We start from the raw sequence: 17806 nt of genomic DNA on the forward strand, positions 1-17806 counted from the left end.
AATGGGAAAAGTAACAGGTTTTAAAGAATTTGAAAGACAGGACGAATCATACATTGCCGTGCAAGAGCGTGTATCAAATTACAATGAATTTACAGTTCCTTTGAGTGTGGCTGAAGTATCAAAACAAGGTTCTCGCTGCATGGATTGCGGTATTCCGTTTTGTCACAGTGGTTGCCCGTTGGGAAATTTAATTCCAGATTTCAATCACATGATATATCAAGGGGAATGGCAAAAAGCATCTTGGATCTTACATTCCACAAATAATTTTCCAGAATTTACAGGACGTTTGTGTCCAGCACCTTGTGAAAAAGCGTGTGTGCTTGGACTTATAGAAGATCCAGTTGCTATAGAAAATATCGAAAAAAATATAGTCGAACGCGCGTTTCAAGAAGGTTGGATCAAACCACAACCTCCAAAAACAAGAACAGGAAAAACTGTTGCGGTAATTGGTTCTGGTCCTGCAGGTTTAGCAGCAGCGCAACAATTAAACAGAGCAGGTCATTTGATAACGGTTTTTGAAAGGGACAATGCGATTGGCGGTTTGTTGCGTTACGGTATTCCGAATTTCAAACTAGAAAAAGGAATTATCGACAGACGTGTCGCTATTTTAAAGGCAGAAGGAATTATTTTTAAAGTCAATACTAATGTTGGTGTTAATTATCTAATAAGCGATTTAAAAGCGTTTGATGCAATTATGCTTTGTGGCGGAGCGACGGAAAAAAGAGGTTTACCAACGTCAGGTGCAGACGCCGACGGAGTGGTGCAAGCCATGGATTTCTTAACCCAGCAAACGAAGGTCGTTTATGGCGAAAAAGTCGAAAATCAATATCTCGCAACAGGCAAAGATGTAATTGTAATTGGAGGCGGTGATACAGGTTCAGATTGCGTGGGAACGTCCAATCGTCAAGGAGCCAAATCGGTAACCAATTTTGAAATCATGCCTAAACCCGCTGTGGGAAGAAGTGCCGCAACGCCTTGGCCATATTGGCCTTTACAACTAAAAACCTCTAGTTCACACAAAGAAGGTTGCGAAAGAAATTGGTTAATCAATACGAAAGAATTTATAAAAGATGTTTCAGGTAAATTAATTGCTTTGAAAACTGTTTCTGTAGAATGGAAAATTATTCCAGGTCAACGTCCCGAATTAATTGAAGTTGCAGGTTCAGAAAAAACATGGCCTTGCGATTTGGTTTTGCTCGCATTGGGTTTTACTGGTCCCGAAAAAACATTGAGTCAGCAATTGGGACTTGAAATTGATTTTAGAGGTAATTACCAGGCGAAAAATTATCAAACCAACGTACCTAATATTTTTACGGCTGGTGATATGCGCCGCGGACAATCGCTAATTGTTTGGGCGATTTCTGAAGGAAGAGAAGCAGCACGCCAATTGGATATTTATTTAATGGGAAAATCCGATTTGGCGACCAAAGAAGGAGGGGACTTACCGGCAGTATAATTGTAAGAATAGAAATAACAAAGCCCTTGATTTCAATTCAAGGGCTTTTTTGGTCGAAAGAATTACGAATCGTATAAATTGTTTGTTTTTAAACAATTTGTTATAATTTGTTATTTTTATCTTTTTTGTTTGTAGAAACTTAAAAGAGTAATAAATTTGTCTAAAATAACTAAACATGCAATCAAAAGATTTACTACAAATAGCAGAACAATTTGGATCGCCACTATACGTATACGATGGTGAAAAAATTCAATCGCAATATAAAAGATTAACCAAAGCTTTCGCGAAAGTAGAAAACTTAAAGATTAATTACGCAATGAAGGCATTGTCTAACATTGCCATTCTTCAGTTGTTAAAAGATATGGGAGCTGGTTTAGATACTGTTTCTATTCAAGAAGTACAACTCGGACTGCATGCAGGTTACGAGCCAGAGCGCATCTTTTTTACACCCAACGGTGTTTCTTTAGAGGAAATAGAAGAAGTAGCTGCAATGGGTGTTCAAATCAATATTGACAACTTGTCTATTTTAGAGCAATTTGGAGCAAAATATCCAGATGCACCAGTTTGTATTCGTATCAATCCGCATGTTATGGCAGGTGGAAACGAAAACATTTCAGTAGGACATATTGATAGTAAATTTGGAATTTCGGTACATCAATTGCCACATTTGGTGCGTATTGTCGAAAATACCAACATGAACATTGTCGGTATTCACATGCACACAGGTTCTGATATTTTAGATATCGAAGTATTCTTGTACGCTGCTGAAATCTTATTTGATGCGGCTCGTAATTTCAAAAACTTAGAATTCTTAGATTTTGGAAGTGGTTTTAAAGTGCCCTACAAAAAAGACGATATTGAAACAGATATTGAAGAATTAGGTAAAAAATTATCAAAAAGATTCAATTCTTTCTGTACCGAATATGGTAAAGATTTGACGTTAATCTTTGAACCAGGAAAATTTTTGGTGAGCGAAGCAGGTTCGTTTTTAGCGAAAGTAAATGTAGTGAAACAAACAACGTCAACTGTTTTTGCAGGAATTGACAGCGGATTCAATCACTTGATTCGCCCTATGTTTTACGGATCACAGCACGTTATCGAAAACATTTCTAATCCAAAAGGAAAAGAACGTTTCTATTCTGTAGTGGGCTACATTTGTGAAACAGATACATTTGCGAGCAACCGTAGAATTCAAGAAATTGCTGAAGGAGATATTTTATGCTTCAGAAATGCAGGAGCTTATTGCTTTTCAATGGCTTCAAATTACAACTCAAGATACAAACCAGCTGAGGTTTTATGGCTGAACGGTGAAGCATTTTTAATTCGTGCGCACGAAACATTTGAGGACTTGTTGAAGAATCAAATACCATTACCAACAGCAGTTGGTGCGGTGTAGGTTATATATTTAATTGTTAATGAAAAACGGAACTAAAATAATTTTAGTTCCGTTTTATTTTTAGGAGAAATAGAATCTCAAGTTTTAAAGATTCGCTAAAAAAAAGCTGCACCAATTGATGCAGCTTTTTTGATGGTATTAAATTGTTACTTATTCAATACTTCTTCTAACACTTTAGATTCAGTTCCATTCGGGAAAGTAACTTTTATTTTTTGCGCAATAGTTGGCGCTATTTCGGTAATGTCTTTTTTATTGTACGATTCTCCAGCTTTGATTTGCCATCCGTAAAAAATTGCAGGAACGTGCGTGTCATAAGAATAAGCTGTTCCGTGCGAAGTTCCCAAAAGAGCATGCTCTGAATAACCTGGTTTTTCTAGTATAACAATGTCACCATTTTGAGTTGCATCAAATCCTTTCGCAATAAAATCTAAGAAATAATCAGCTCCAGTCGAAGCTAAAATTTCTTCTTCAGTATATGCGCGTTTGATGTAGTCTTGCGTCATAAAATAGTCTTTAAAAGCTTGCTTTACTTTGCTTAATTCTAATCCTTTTGTTTTGATTATTTCTTTATTAAAAAATAAATTGAAATTAGAATAGTTCAAAACTAAATCTGCTCCAAAAGTTTGATTAGAGAATTCCGTTAAGCTGCTGCGAATTGTTTTTGGACTGATATAATCAACCGCAAATTTGTTGTCTTTTAAATAGCCCACATTTTCCGCACCAGCGTGATCAGCCGTTAAAAACAATAAATAATTTCCTTTACCTACAGTTTTGTCTAAGTACGTTAAAAAATCAGCAATAGTTTGATCCAAACGTAAATAGGTGTCTTGCAATTCCATAGAACGTGGTCCTAACAAATGTCCAACATAGTCCGTAGATGAGAAACTCACAGCCAAGAAATCTATAATATTATCTTTACCTAATTCTTCACTTTTTATAGCTTCCATGGCAAATTCTGCCAATAAATCATTTCCAAAAGGAGTTGCTTTTATAATACCAGCATCTTTTTTCTCATACATTTTTTTCAAATCATACGGAAAAGTTGGTGTTTCGCTGCCATGTAATTTTCCTTCATACGGATTATTATCTGGTAAGCTTTCATTATAAGTAGCCGCTGGTTTGTACAAATCCCATCCTTTTTTGAAATACGACATATAGCGTTTTTCCGAATTAAATTTAGTTACCCATTTCGGTAAAGCATCTCCGTAAAAAGAACTAGAAACAAAAGAACCTGTATTGCTATACCAAAAAGCCCAATTAGCAAAATGTCCCGCAGGTAAAATAGCACCGCGATCTTTCATGCTCAATCCAATAACTTTACCTTTAAAGTTTGTTGCCATCCTCAATTCGTCGGTGATGGTGGTTGCTTGAAGATTTTTAGGTGACATTTCACCTTCTTCTTTGCTACCATCACCAATCGTTTTTACACTAGCGTCATCGGTGCAGTACATAGTTTTACCTAATTTACGGCTAAACCAACCATTACCAACAATTCCGTGTACCGAAGGAGTTGCTCCCGTGTAAATCGAAGCGTGTCCTGGTGCCGTATAGGTTGGCATATAATTGTAATGCATGTTTTGAAAAACAAAACCATCATTCATTAATCTCTTGAAACCATTCGGTGAAAAGTCATCTGAAAAACGGTATAGATACTCCATTTTCATTTGATCCACTACAATTCCAACTACTAATTTGGGACGTTCTTGTGCTTTTAAACCAAAAGCAGTAACAAGTGCAATTGTTACAAATACAATAAGTTTTTTCATGTTTTAAATAAATTTGTAGCAAAAATAGTGATTCGCTTTTAGAATATGAGCTTGTTTTAGAATTCAAGCAAAAAACAGCCCATTTTAAGAAGTAATAAATTGTCTTTATTAAAAAAAAATCCCAAGTCTAAACTTAGGATTTTTTGCTTTTACCAAAATTGTATTTTACTTTTTCGACAACTTGCGGTTTGTTGTTGCCTTTAGGAAACTCTTTTTTAGAAGTCTTTTTAGTAGCATATTTTGCTTTAGTAGGATCTTGATCACCTCTATGTTTTTCCTCGTCTCTTGGTTTTGACTTAAATTCAGGTCTGTCATTTTGACCTTCTTTTTTCGGAATTTCTGCTTTGTGTTTTGCTAAAACTTCTGTCGGATTTTTAGGGTTTTCCTTCGTCCCTCTCAAATGTATTACTAATGCATTCAAAAAGTTACGCAAAACTTGATCGCCACATTCCATATAATTCGGGTGGTCTTCAGCTCTAAAAAAAGCACCTAATTCCGATTTAGTGATTCTAAAATCTACTAATTCTAAAATGTCTACTATTTGATCGTCACGGAGCATCAAAGCCACGCGTAATTTTTTTAAGATATCGTTATTTGTCATCATTTTATTTTTTACAAAGGTACGTTTTCTAGGCTTTCCAATTTCATATTTGATTTTTTCAGATTCAAAATAAAATCGAATATCTTAATTTGGGGGTGACCCGCAGAAAAAGCGGGTCGGGCTATGCACTTCAATCTTTTTTGATAAAAAATCAAAAAAGGATTTTCGCTGCTATCCCTCACCCAATCCCTCACATAATGAAACGCCTGTTCCATTGCCAGAAGCATATTCAATTTTACCATTCATAATAGTCACTCCGCTGGCAATATCTTCAGATAAAAGCAAAGCACCATCCATATCTACATAATCCAATTCGGGCAATAGTTGTGCGATTACCGAAATACCTACGGTCGATTCTGTCATGCAACCAACCATAGTTTTTAATCCCAATTGTTTCGCTTGCGTCAACATACGTCGGGCGGGCGTTACGCCACCACATTTCATTAGTTTAATATTAATTCCATGAAAATGACCGTGACATTTTGCGACGTCATCTTCGGTTATACAACTTTCATCGGCAATAATTGGTAGTATCGATTTCTTGAAAACGTCTCGTTGTCCTTCCCAATCTGCAGCTGCCAAAGGCTGTTCTATAAATTCTACACCTAATTTTTTTAATGTAGTAGCATTAGTTATAGTTTGCTCCGCTGTCCAAGCGCAATTAGCATCTACTCTAAAAATAGCGTTAGTGTGTTTTCTCAGCTCGGTTACAATAGCAATATCATCTGCAGTTCCTAGTTTAATTTTATAAATTGGCCACGGTTTTGCTTTTAATTTCGCAACCATATTTTCGATAGTATCAATTCCTATCGTGTAATTCGTTAACGGAATTGTACTGATGTTATACTGCCACAATTCGTAGAGTTTTAAATTTTTACTTCGGGCATACCAATCATTATACGCATTGTCCAAAGCACATAATGCAAATTTATTGTGTGCTAAATGGGGTGCAAGCGTATCCCAAAAAGCTTCTGGAGGAATACCATAAGTTTGTTCAACTAGTAGTCTAACCTTTTCAATTTCAGTCATTAAATCGGGAATACTAGCATTATAGTAGGGGTTAGAAGTTGCTTCTCCGTAGCCCGAAAAACCATCAGCCGTTAATGCGACAACCAAAGAAGGTTGACTGTCAATTGATTTTCGAGATATAGTAAACGTATTTTTTAACTTTAAGTCGTAAGATTTTAATTGAAGTTTCATTAGACGTCTGATATTTATTGAATAAAAAAGTGATGAATTATTGAAATTTTGCCAACCATAAAAAGCTCTGTACAAAACCATCTCTCCAGAGTTTTTCATTATGCTCGCCCTTTTTAATTATTTTTGTTTCCATGTTTTTAGAAGCAATCACTTTGTTTTCTAAAAGTAAGGTTTTCATCATTTGAAGATCACTAACCATATCATCACTTTCATGATCGCCGCATAAAAAATATATTTTGCTATCCAATTTCGGACTTATTGCAGCCAAATTATAGATTTTATCAGAAAACCAAAATGAAGGTGAGAAAATAACAGCCTTGCCAAACGTTTTAGGATATTTTAAAACGGCATACATCGAGATCAGTCCACCCAAAGAACTGCCCATAATTGATGTACTCTTTGCTGTGGTCTTTGTTTGGTAATGAGAGTCAATGTAGGGTTTTAATGTTTGTACAATAAATTCGGTGTACTTTTCACCGCTTCCGCCACCATATTTTTCGTTAGGATAAGGCGTAAGCTCGTCAATCCGCTTTTCATTTCCATGTTCAATTCCCACCACAATTATTCGAGCTCGCAAACTATCTAGTTTTTCATCAATATTCCATTCTCCTACAAAAGAAGTCTTGGCATCAAATAAATTCTGAGCATCATGCATGTACAACACCGGATATTTGGTGTTCGAATTTCTATAGTTTTCGGGCAAATAGATCCAAATCTTTTTAGTTGTCTGCAACTCTGGCGAATCAATCGAAAAAGTCAAAATATTTATGCTAGCACTACTTTCTTGCGCTGTTGCCTTAAGAAAACCAAAGATTAAAACGAGAAATAAAATTTTTATTTTCATGAAGCAACATGTATTTAGAAATAAAAAATTAAGCCAATTGTGTCTGTAGTTTCTTAATATCGTCACGCAATTTAGCGGCTTGCATAAAGTCTAATTCCTTCGCTGCTTTTTCCATTGATTTTCGTTTTTCTCGAATCATTTTTTCTAAATCTGCTTTCGAAGAATAGGTAGTGTCTGGTTCTGCTGCCGCGTTTAAAGTGAGGCCCAATTCATAATCAGCCAACGGATTTTTAGTAAAAGCGCTTTCTATTTTTTTATTTAAGGCTTGCGGCACCAAATTGTTTTCGGTATTGAACGTCATTTGTTTGTTGCGGCGGTATTCGGTTTCGTCGATTGTTTTTTGCATACTGGCCGTAATTTTATCGGCGTATAAAATCGCTCTTCCGTTTAAGTTTCTCGCGGCACGACCAATGGTTTGAGTCAGCGAACGATGGCTTCTTAAAAAACCTTCTTTATCGGCATCTAGAATAGCGACCAACGAAACTTCGGGTAAATCCAGTCCTTCACGAAGTAAATTCACACCAATTAAAACATCGAAAATTCCTTTTCGCAAATCTTGCATGATTTCAATTCGTTCTAAGGTGTCCACTTCTGAGTGAATATAACGACAACGAATGCTGACTTTGGTTAAGTATTTAGCCAGTTCTTCAGCCATTCTCTTAGTTAAAGTAGTCACTAAAACGCGCTCATCTTTTTCAGCTCGAACCTGAATTTCTTCGATTAAATCATCAATTTGATTCAAACTTGGTCGAATCTCAATAATTGGATCTAATAATCCTGTCGGACGAATTACTTGTTCAACTACGACACCTTCTGTTTTGGCTAATTCATAATCAGCTGGAGTCGCCGATACATAAATCACCTGATTTTGCATGGCTTCAAATTCCTCAAACTTCAACGGACGGTTGTCCATTGCTGCCGGAAGACGGAAACCGTATTCTACTAAATTTTCTTTTCTGCTTCTGTCGCCTCCATACATGGCACTCACTTGCGAAAGTGTTACGTGACTTTCATCGACAACCATTAAATAATCTTTTGGAAAATAATCGAGCAAACAAAAGGGTCTGGTGCCAGGTAGACGGCCGTCGAGATATCGAGAATAATTTTCAATTCCAGAGCAATATCCTAATTCTCGAATCATTTCTAAATCAAAATTGGTACGCTCTTCCAGACGTTTTGCTTCTAAGTGCTTACCAATTTCCTTAAAATAATCTACTTGTTTGACTAAATCTTGTTGGATATCCCAAATTGCACCTTGCAATACGTCGGGGGAAGTCACAAACATGTTAGCCGGATAGATGGTCAATCGCTCGAACTTTTCAATGACTTTAGAGTCTTTGGTATCAAAACTTTCTATTTCTTCAATTTCATCTCCAAAGAAATGAATTCGATACGCCTCATCGGCATAACTTGGATACACATCTACTGTGTCGCCTTTTATTCGAAAACTTCCCGGATTAAAATCAGCTTCGGTTCTAGAATATAAACTTTGCACCAGCTGATGCAATAATTTAGTTCGAGAAATAACTTGACCTTTCTCAATCGGAATTAAATTTTTCTGAAATTCTACAGGGTTTCCAATACCGTACAAACAGGAAACCGATGCGACAACCAAAATATCTCTCCGACCAGAAAGTAACGAAGCCGTTGTTGACATCCGCATTTTTTCTAATTCTTCGTTGATGGATAAATCTTTTTCAATGAAAACACCAGTTACTGGCATAAAAGCTTCGGGTTGGTAATAGTCGTAATACGACACAAAATATTCCACCGCATTATTGGGAAAAAACTGCTTGAATTCGGAATACAGCTGAGCAGCCAATGTTTTATTGTGCGCCAAAACCAATGTAGGACGTTGCACTTCTTGAATTACGTTGGCTACCGTAAAGGTTTTTCCTGAGCCCGTAACTCCCAAGAGTGTCTGGAACTTTTCACCATCCTCAATTCCTTGGGATAATTTTTCGATAGCTTGCGGTTGATCGCCTTTAGGACTGTAATCGGAAACAACTTGGAAATTCATCTGTTATGTTGAAAATTAAGAATTACAAAGTTACAAAGTTTGAATTCTTTTTGCACTTAAGTTTAAGCCAAAAAAAAACCATCTTGCTGAGCATGATGGTTTTTCATTTTTAAAAAGGTAATTATTAGAAACTGAAACTTAATCGAGCAAAAAGGAATCTTCCGTTTTGACCAAATTGAGATGTATTTCTTGAATAGACAAATTGGTTTGCATTTGATAAATCAATAGTAGAGGGAGTAGCCGTATAGTCAATAGCACCACCAACTAATCTTGGTCTGATCACGCTTTGTGGGCCTAAATTTTCATCAGGATAAATGTCAAAAATATTATTGGCTCCGATGACAATTTTGGCCGCTTCTGTGATTTTGAAACCTACCGATAAATCAGTGATTATTTTTGCTCCCCAAATTGGGTGCTCTACTTCAATTACTTGGCCATTTACCAGCGCTCCTTCAACTCTTCCGTCTCCATTTGCATCAGCAGTGTTAGGATCGGTCACTTTTCCAAAATAAACATTTCTTAAAAAGAAATCGAATTTTTTATACGTTAATGAGTTAGTCAAATTAGCCTTAACTCTTGGAATTGCTTCTTGCAAATACACACGACTTGCCTCAGAGTAATATCTGTTTACTTGACCAGCAGCCTCTAATATTGGTGAAGCATGAATAGTACCCACTCGGTACGTTTGGGAGAACGTTCCTGATAAATCTGATTTTAAAGAAACATTGTTTCCAAAACTTGTTTTATGACTAATTACCACATCAATACCTTTTGATTCTGTGTCAATTGCATTAGCAAAAAATGTGGCTGCTGTTGCGCCTGCAGTATCAAATAAAGCATTTAAAGTAGCGTTTGGCGTTCCCGCTGCTGGAGTTCCACCTGGTCTAGAAAATTGATCAGTAAGAACGACTCTATCATCAATTTGTACGATGTAAGCATCTGCAGTTAAAGTGATGTTAGCGGCAGGAATTTTTGCAGTAAAACCAATACTAGCACTTTTAGATTCTTCTTGCTTCAATTTAGGAATTCCTAATAATTGCGCTGGTTGCGAATCGTTGCTAAAAGTTCCTACTTCAAATGGTACGCCACCTACAAATTGTGTAGCCGTCGAATTAAAATAGATTTGGTGTAAAGATGGTGCTCTAAATCCAGTTGAAATCGCTCCGCGTAAATTGATGTTTTCTGTTACTTTGTAACGTGTGGCTACTTTGAAATTAGTTGTGTTTCCAAAATCTGAATAATTTTCAAAACGCAAGGCTCCGTTAACCAACCATTTTTCAGTAACGTCTAATTCTAAGTCAGTGTATAAAGCATAACTATTACGTCCTTTATCAACTGCATTTGCAGGTCTGAAACCTGGAAAAACTTGTGCTCCACCTGGTCTTGTAGCATTGTAAAAGTCAGTTACTTTGATGTTTGCAGGAGTTGTTCCCGTTACAACCGCTCCATTAATATCATACAGGTTGTAAGAGTCCGGCACACCTTGACTAATGTTAAAGTTTTCATGACGGTACTCTGCTCCAAAAGCTACATTTAAACCTTGAAGAACGTCGTACTTTTTATTCATGTCAAAATTAGTGGTGTTTTGTGCAAAAGCTAAACCACCAGCATCAAATTCAGTTGGAGAACCTTCTCTCATCGAAGAGTTCACTGTATTTTCAATAGAATAATCAAAAGCATTTCTACCAAATGTATTACTCAAATCAAAATTCCAATCTTTAAATAACAGTCCTCTAAGTCCCGCGGCAACAGACGCATCATTTATTGTAGAGTGAATTTCTGGTAAAAATCCATTCGGGTATAAACCTGAATATCCTCGCGACTGATTCGGTCGTCTGTAAAAACCAGCAGCTTCACCATCTCTATAGCTTGTTCCTCCAAAAGCATAAATTTCTAGATTATCATTTATCGGATAAGCAGCGTTTAAAAAGAATTGAGCACTTTTTAAAGAAGATTGTCCGACTCTCATATTAAAATCTTTTCTCTGTAAATTTCTAAAGGCTAATTCACCGTCTGTAGCATCAAAGTTTAGAGCGGTTTGCATTTGAGAAATAGTGGTAGCGTCGAGAATTGCGGTTTGCTGTGCACCTGTAAAGTAACTTACCGATGGAGCGTATAATTTAATTGCACTAAGTATTTGTGCGGTGTTTGGTGTATTGGTAATGTTTGCGAACAAAGAATTAATATTTGTTCCTGCAGTCGCAGCTCTATCCTCTATAGCATTGTAGGCGTTGAATAAAGCTCCAGTTACATCTTTTGCTCTGCTTGTAGCATCTCTAAGTTGAAAACTTGCGGTCGCATTAATAAAACTTTTTTCTTTACCCAAACTGGTTCCGTAGTTTAAGTCTAATTGATAATTTCCACCATCAACACCACCGGAATGGTCATTAGCACCTTTAGAAAAGTTTCCGCCAGAAAAAAGATTGACATCTAATTTATTGGTATTTTTCTTAACATTAATGTTGATTACACCGGCAATAGCATCAGAACCATATTGTGCCGAAGCACCATCTCTTAACACTTCAATTCTTTCGATAGCAAAAGCAGGAATGGCATTTAAATCTGTACCTACAGATCCTCTACCCGGAGAACCATTTATGTTTACTAAGGAAGAAGTATGGCGTCTTTTTCCGTTCACTAAAACTAAAACCTGGTCTGGACCTAGACCTCTTAATTGTGCTGGGTCAATGTGGTCTGTTCCGTCAGCTACAGTTGTAGAGTTTGACGTAAAAGATGGCGCAACCATGTTTAAAATTTGACTTAAATTGACTTGTGGTCCTTGCGAAGAAATGTCTTTCATATTGATGACATCAATAGGAGCTGTAGACTCTGTTACTGTTCTAGCAGGATTACGAGATCCTAGTACAACAACATCTTCTAGTGATTCGCCAGAACCTTTTAGAGTCACATTTAATGAGTTTCCCGTTACAGTCCATGATTTTGTTTCTAGTCCAACATAAGAAAATTGCAAAACATCTCCCATTTTTGCAGTAATGCTGTAGCTACCATCAAAATCAGATGTGGTTCCTTTTGCAGTTCCTTTTACAATAATAGTTGTTCCAGGTAAGGTTGCGTTTGATTCATCGGTTACCACACCGGTAATTTTAATTTCCTGAGCGCTTAGTGCAACCGAGAAAATTAAGGTTAGAATAAACAGAAGTTTTTTCATTTGTGGTTGTTTAAGGTTATATTGGCTAAAATACTACTTAAATAACGTTAAAATTTATTTATTCGACTGAATTTCAATTTAATATTGAATTATGATTGATATCAAATATTTTTTTGAAAGAATGTAATAATAGGATGTTTTTTTCTGCAGAACTATAATTATTGATTTCATAATCGTCTTAGAGCTCTCTATTAAAAAACAAATCAACAACTTACTTTAAAATTTCCATGCTTTTTGCTGTGTTTCACTTATAAAAGTCCACGCTACAAAACGACTTGTTTTTTGTCCCTGTGCCATATCAACTGTTTTTATGGTTACGGCCTGAACTTTTGCTAAGGTTTTATAAATCGTTTTTAGGTTATCACTTTTTGACACTAAAGTTGTAAACCATAAGCATTGCATTGGGTATTTGGCACTTTCATAAATCATTTGCTTAATAAATGCTAGTTCGCCACCATCGCACCACAATTCGGCATGTTGTCCACCAAAATTTAAAACAGGCTTGTCAGTTTTTTGCGCAGTCGGATTCAAATTAGTTACTTTCCGAATCGTGCTTTTCTGTGCTTCTTCAGCAGAATTATGAAAAGGAGGATTGCAAAGTGTAAATGCAAAACGATCTTCTGGAGTAATAATATTTTTAAAAATAAAACGCGACTCTGTTTGTTGCTGCAAACTAATTACCTCATTTAATTTCGGATTGTTTTCTATGATTGCGCTACAATTATCAATTGCTTTTGGATCGATGTCTGTACCAACAAAGCTCCAACCGTAAGTAGCATTGCCAATAATTGGGTAAATACAATTGCTACCTACGCCAATATCTAATCCCATTACATTTTCTCCTTCGGGAATTTTTCCGTCGTTAGATAAAGCTAATAAGTCGGCGATGTAATGAATGTAGTCTGCGCGACCAGGAATAGGCGGACAAAGATAATCTTTAGGAATATCCCAATTTTGAATGTCGTAATACGTTTGCAATAATGCTTTATTGAGTTGTTTTACAGCTTCGGGTTCACTGAAATCGATACTTTCAATTTGGTGTTTGTTTACAAAAACAAACGGTTTCAATGCAGGGTTTTGCCCTATAAGTTTTTCGAAATCATAACGGCTTCGATGTAAATTTCTAGGATGCAAATTGGTCTTAACCGAAGTGGAGGTCTCTTTCATTAGATTTTATTTCGGCGCAAAGATACATATTCCAAATTGGATATATTTTAAGATTGAATAGTAATAGAACGGCAATACTACTTATTTTAAACGGCACTTAAATTAGCAGACTAAAATGATTATAAAAAGTAAATATTGAAGGTATCTTGTATAATTGGCTCTTATTTTTTAATCAGCGTTTCTAGTGCTATTATAAGGTCAGGGCTTTCTTGGCGCTAGAAGATGGCTGCGACTTTAGAGCAAAGTGTTTTCTGGTACACGAATGCATGATAATGACCGTTTATTCTACTAAAATCAGATTTATTTTGTAATGGACATTAGCAGTAGCTCTTCTATGTATTCGGACAATCTGTTTTTAATATCCATTCTTTCATGTAAAAATTTAGCTACTTCAATTTTATTAATTTTATCTATTTTAAAGAAAACTAAATTTGATTTTACTCTTGAATATTTATATGATTTTCTAATTTTTATGATATCGCGAGCCACATCTAAATTACGGACGGTATATTCAATTAGGTCAATAATTAAGTTGTCGTATCTATCAGCTTTTTCAATAGGCCAATTTTCTGCCGTATAAATCCAAATGCTATTACTATCGTCTAATGCCTTTTACCAATTATATACTAGAAGATTGTTTTTGAAAATTAGATTTTAGTATTCATAGATTTTTATTTCGGTCAAAATTGTTTATTTTAAGACTCTTTCATTTAGTTCATTTATTAACATTTGAGCTTTTGTTTCTTTTTGTTCGAAAAACGCTAAAGTGGTTCTCGCAACTTCACTTAAATAACTATGTTTTCCTCTAGAAATTTGTTCATTGATAAATTTTTAAAAATGGTCTCCCAATAATATTGATGTATTTCGTACCATAATTTTTTTTACCATCTATATTAATAATTAGGACTAAATTCAATTTTTATGTTTTTTAGCGCAAAAGTTATGGCTACCAATTGCGCCTGCGATATCTGGTTTTCTAATTTTGAAAATACTGACTTTGAACGGTATTGAAAGATAATAAAACGCAATTAAGAACAAAGGTTTCCGTGATTACTACTTTTAAAAGTAAGTTAAAAAGCACGTTACTTTTAATCAAAATTTATTTTTATTTCGTAATGGATATTTACGGACAATTATTTATATGATAGACTGTTCCTGTTAATTGCTGTTTGCGTTACTCGAAGTTCCCAGAAGAAAGAGCTGTGCATCTGCGGCCGTTTGCTTCGGTAGTTCCTCCATCGGAATATGTCCAACACCTGGATACATAATCAATTTTGAATTTGGTAAATCTTGATGGAATCGCTTGCCTAATTGGGGTTCTATCCACGTGTCTTTTGCGCCCCATAATAGTAATGTAGGCGTTTTAATATTTTTTATCTTTTGATACTGCGTAAATTGGAGACTTTTTACAACATCTAAAAATGCAGCTCTGTTTCCTTCACCTCTAGCATAATCGTAGTATCTGTCGATAACGGTATCCGTGATTTTAGAATCATCGCCGTAAACTTGCTTAAGAATATGAGCAATTAGAAAGCGAGGAGTAGTATTTTTAAATAAAGGAGCGATCGGAGTTTGAGCTACTTTAAATACAAATGGAGTGGTGTCGTTGGTAAAAGGATAACCCGCAGCATCGATCAAAATCATCTTTTTTACCAAGTTGGGATGCGCTGAAGCAACGTTCCAAGTAATGTATCCTCCTAATGAACTTCCTGTCATATAACAAGCATCAATAGTAAGCGCATCCAAAAAAGATTTCATAAAAGAAACATAGAACTCAATTGAATACTCATGCGTTGGGTTCGGACCTGTTAAAGCAAAACCAGGTAAATCCAACCGAATAATTCGGAAATTAGCTTTAAGTTCCTCTTCCCAACCGTCCCAAGTGTTTAAAGAAGATCCAATTCCGTGCAGAAGTATCAGTGGTGTTCCTTGACCTTCATCGGTATAATGGACTTGCATTCCGTTAATTTTTATAAATTTAGAATGTTCATTGGTGTACTTTGTTTTTAATTCTTGTACCGGAATATCCGAGCGCATCATAGAAACAATTAATAGACAAATAACTATCAATATCAATAGAAAGTAAGAGGCAATTTTTTTCATTAGTGTCTAGGTCTGCGTTTTTATTGTGGTTTAAGATCATGCCAACTGTTTTCACTTGGAGCTTTTTCTAATTTTGCATTGAGCGGAGCAGTTCTTACTGAACAATACTATGTAAAAAAAGTTTTAGAAGAAATGTAAGGGCTTTTTATAAGTATTTCAAAAGTAAATAAAAGCGAGATTATACTACCGTTTTTCTCGACTATTATTAACCTATTAGCCCCGATAGAGCCGGTATCCTTTTTGTGCCAATGATAATTGGGCCAAAAAGATATAGGTGAAAGCGGGATTAGCTCCTTAAGATCTTAAGTGATATTTGTAATTCTTTGGATTTTACATTCGAAGGATGTCAGCTTTTAAGACTTTACATACAATAATTCAGGAAAATTATAGTTTTATGATGAGGTATTATTGCGTTTTTTTTGCGCAGTTGCGAGATGTTTATAAATAATTTAAAGCGTATGAAAAAGATATTTTTTTTGATGGTTATGAGTAGTATTTCTTTGCAAGGTTTTGCACAAGAAATAAATAAGTCGAAGTTTAAAGCAGTTCCACCAAAGGAATCTAAAATTAAAAAGGAAATTCCACCTGCCGAAAGCGCACCAAAAGTAAATCCGCCAGCAGTGGTTGCAAAGCCAAATCCGATCGAAATTAATCCGGAAGAACTATTTAGTGATAGTGCGCTTTACAAAAAAGAGTCGAATAGCGAAGGTGTTTTTTACAGACGCAACCAATATTTAGGAAGTTTTGCTACCAAATCATTTACTTCCACAATTCGCTACCGTGACGCAGCTTTTGTAGATGGTGACAAGATAAAAGTGTACTTGAACGACAAGGTTATTGAGCCAGAAGTTGATCTGGATAGTGAATTTGGTGGATTTAAAATAAACTTAGTTCCGGGCACAAATAAAATAGATTTTGAAGCTTTGAACGAAGGATTTGCTGCACCTAATACAGCCGAATTTCAAGTGTACGACGATCAAGGCGCTGTTATTTTTGGTAGTCAATGGAATGTAGGTACAGGTTATAAAGCAACCATTATATTAGTAAAAGAATAACTGGTTATTACTTATTTTAGTAAATAAACAAAGCCCTTTACTGTAAAGGGCTTTGTTTTATCATAGAGTCTGCAAAGAGGATTTATGGTTATTATTTTTTCCTGTAAACTTCAAATTGTGATTTTTTTACTTGCTATTTGCTTTCCTAAACCTTTTATTAAAAATTAATGTAATTCTAAATGCTTAATCAAAACATTCCATCAATAATAAATCACCTTTGGTATGAGTGATGGTGACTAAACCATCATTGGCAACACTATTGCTGCTTCCGGTGCGGTATCCCATAGTGAGTGTATCGTTTTGTAAGGGGTAAATTAAATTGATAGATTGTAATCCGCTTACTTCTCCAATTGGAATTAATGAAATTGGAGTATTGGCGGTATACCATTTTTCGAACTTCTGCGGCAACAAAAATATTTTAGAATGATCGTCTAGAATTACAATTTTTAATAAATCACGGTAGCGTACAATATTGGTTACGTTCGTTATGGTGTGATCGGCGCGTTTGCCTGTTGCCCAAATTACGTTGGCTGCAGGTATTTTTCGATCAATGAGGTAATCAAATGCTTTTTCTAAATCGGTTTTGTCTTGGTTGGGCGTGTGTACAATTTCAATTGGATATTGTTTAGTCTTATAGATTTCTGGGTCAAAACCACGATCGAAGTCACCCAACAAAACATCGACTTTTATTCCCAATTCCATCACGCGTTCCATGGCCGAATCGAGTACAATGACCAAAGGAGACCATTCTAATAATTGTCCTAATAATTCAGAATTACATGCGGCGCCATTGGCTATAATTAAAGCAGGTTCTTGATCGTCGCGAACAATATGATGTGATGACATAATGATTAAGTTTGAGTGCAAATTTAGATAAAAAGCAGCCTTTAAGTTCCTTCAGTAGAAATCCTTCAATCGAATAAAATTCTGCTTCAACTAAATTTAATGTATTTTTTGAAAGACATAAAAATACTTCACAAGTCAGAAATTATAAAAGCAATGAAATTCATCTGGATGAACTTGCTAAGC

13 protein-coding genes and 1 pseudogene are annotated in these 17806 nt (G+C 35.6%); 3 read left to right on the forward strand and 11 right to left on the reverse strand.

Annotated elements, in window-relative coordinates; translation table 11 throughout:
- The first annotated feature begins 1 nt into the window (after nucleotide 1).
- Both ACRASX_RS08475 and lysA read left to right on the forward strand, forming a co-directional pair.
- Entirely contained in the window at nucleotides 2-1456 is a 1455-nt protein-coding gene (locus tag ACRASX_RS08475) for a glutamate synthase subunit beta (RefSeq protein WP_432220880.1), read from the forward strand.
- 175 nt (nucleotides 1457-1631) lie between these two features.
- Nucleotides 1632-2852, forward strand: a complete 1221-nt coding sequence (lysA, locus tag ACRASX_RS08480) for a diaminopimelate decarboxylase (RefSeq protein ID WP_066307594.1) — start codon at nucleotides 1632-1634, stop codon at nucleotides 2850-2852.
- A gap of 146 nt (nucleotides 2853-2998) precedes the next feature.
- On the opposite strand, the gene pafA is transcribed toward lysA, so the two are convergent.
- The 10 genes and pseudogenes from pafA to ACRASX_RS08530 all read right to left on the reverse strand — a co-directional run bounded on the left by pafA (nucleotide 2999) and on the right by ACRASX_RS08530 (nucleotide 15722).
- The gene (gene pafA, locus ACRASX_RS08485) at nucleotides 2999-4618 is read right to left on the reverse strand and encodes an alkaline phosphatase PafA (RefSeq protein WP_432220881.1); all 1620 of its coding nucleotides are present in this window, start codon (nucleotides 4616-4618) and stop codon (nucleotides 2999-3001) included.
- Between the two features lie 133 nt (nucleotides 4619-4751).
- Complete coding sequence (locus ACRASX_RS08490; RefSeq protein WP_066307590.1) at nucleotides 4752-5219, reverse strand: DUF1456 family protein; 468 nt, start codon at nucleotides 5217-5219, stop codon at nucleotides 4752-4754.
- 171 nt (nucleotides 5220-5390) lie between these two features.
- Nucleotides 5391-6419 carry a dipeptide epimerase gene (locus ACRASX_RS08495; protein WP_432220882.1) on the reverse strand — a complete coding sequence of 343 codons (1029 nt, stop codon included), beginning with the start codon at nucleotides 6417-6419 and terminating at the stop codon, nucleotides 5391-5393.
- Between the two features lie 37 nt (nucleotides 6420-6456).
- Nucleotides 6457-7263: an alpha/beta hydrolase gene (locus ACRASX_RS08500; protein WP_432220883.1), complete on the reverse strand. Its 807-nt coding sequence runs from the start codon at nucleotides 7261-7263 to the stop codon at nucleotides 6457-6459.
- A gap of 28 nt (nucleotides 7264-7291) precedes the next feature.
- Nucleotides 7292-9283 (reverse strand): excinuclease ABC subunit UvrB, encoded by a 1992-nt coding sequence (gene uvrB, locus ACRASX_RS08505; RefSeq protein WP_066307584.1) that lies wholly within the window; start codon nucleotides 9281-9283, stop codon nucleotides 7292-7294.
- A gap of 124 nt (nucleotides 9284-9407) precedes the next feature.
- Nucleotides 9408-12452, reverse strand: coding sequence for a TonB-dependent receptor (locus ACRASX_RS08510; RefSeq protein WP_432220884.1), 3045 nt, complete (start codon nucleotides 12450-12452; stop codon nucleotides 9408-9410).
- A 216-nt stretch (nucleotides 12453-12668) separates the two neighbouring features.
- On the reverse strand, nucleotides 12669-13619 hold the full coding sequence (gene rlmF / locus ACRASX_RS08515; protein WP_066307581.1) for a 23S rRNA (adenine(1618)-N(6))-methyltransferase RlmF: 951 nt from the start codon (nucleotides 13617-13619) through the stop codon (nucleotides 12669-12671).
- A gap of 300 nt (nucleotides 13620-13919) precedes the next feature.
- Nucleotides 13920-14219: pseudogene (locus ACRASX_RS08520) on the reverse strand (type II toxin-antitoxin system RelE/ParE family toxin); the annotation flags it as partial.
- A gap of 90 nt (nucleotides 14220-14309) precedes the next feature.
- Nucleotides 14310-14444 carry a hypothetical protein gene (locus ACRASX_RS08525; protein ID WP_432223079.1) on the reverse strand — a complete coding sequence of 45 codons (135 nt, stop codon included), beginning with the start codon at nucleotides 14442-14444 and terminating at the stop codon, nucleotides 14310-14312.
- A 333-nt stretch (nucleotides 14445-14777) separates the two neighbouring features.
- Nucleotides 14778-15722 carry an alpha/beta fold hydrolase gene (locus ACRASX_RS08530; protein ID WP_432220885.1) on the reverse strand — a complete coding sequence of 315 codons (945 nt, stop codon included), beginning with the start codon at nucleotides 15720-15722 and terminating at the stop codon, nucleotides 14778-14780.
- A 458-nt stretch (nucleotides 15723-16180) separates the two neighbouring features.
- Between ACRASX_RS08530 and ACRASX_RS08535 the strand changes: the two genes are divergently transcribed.
- The gene (locus ACRASX_RS08535) at nucleotides 16181-16777 is read left to right on the forward strand and encodes a hypothetical protein (RefSeq protein ID WP_432220886.1); all 597 of its coding nucleotides are present in this window, start codon (nucleotides 16181-16183) and stop codon (nucleotides 16775-16777) included.
- Nucleotides 16778-16960: 183 nt separating this feature from the next.
- Here ACRASX_RS08535 and ACRASX_RS08540 read toward each other — a convergent pair whose 3' ends face one another.
- Entirely contained in the window at nucleotides 16961-17623 is a 663-nt protein-coding gene (locus ACRASX_RS08540; RefSeq protein WP_432220887.1) for a thiamine diphosphokinase, read from the reverse strand.
- Nucleotides 17624-17806 lie beyond the last annotated feature (183 nt).

This window comes from Flavobacterium sp. TMP13 (assembly GCF_050847115.1).
Taxonomy (GTDB): domain Bacteria; phylum Bacteroidota; class Bacteroidia; order Flavobacteriales; family Flavobacteriaceae; genus Flavobacterium.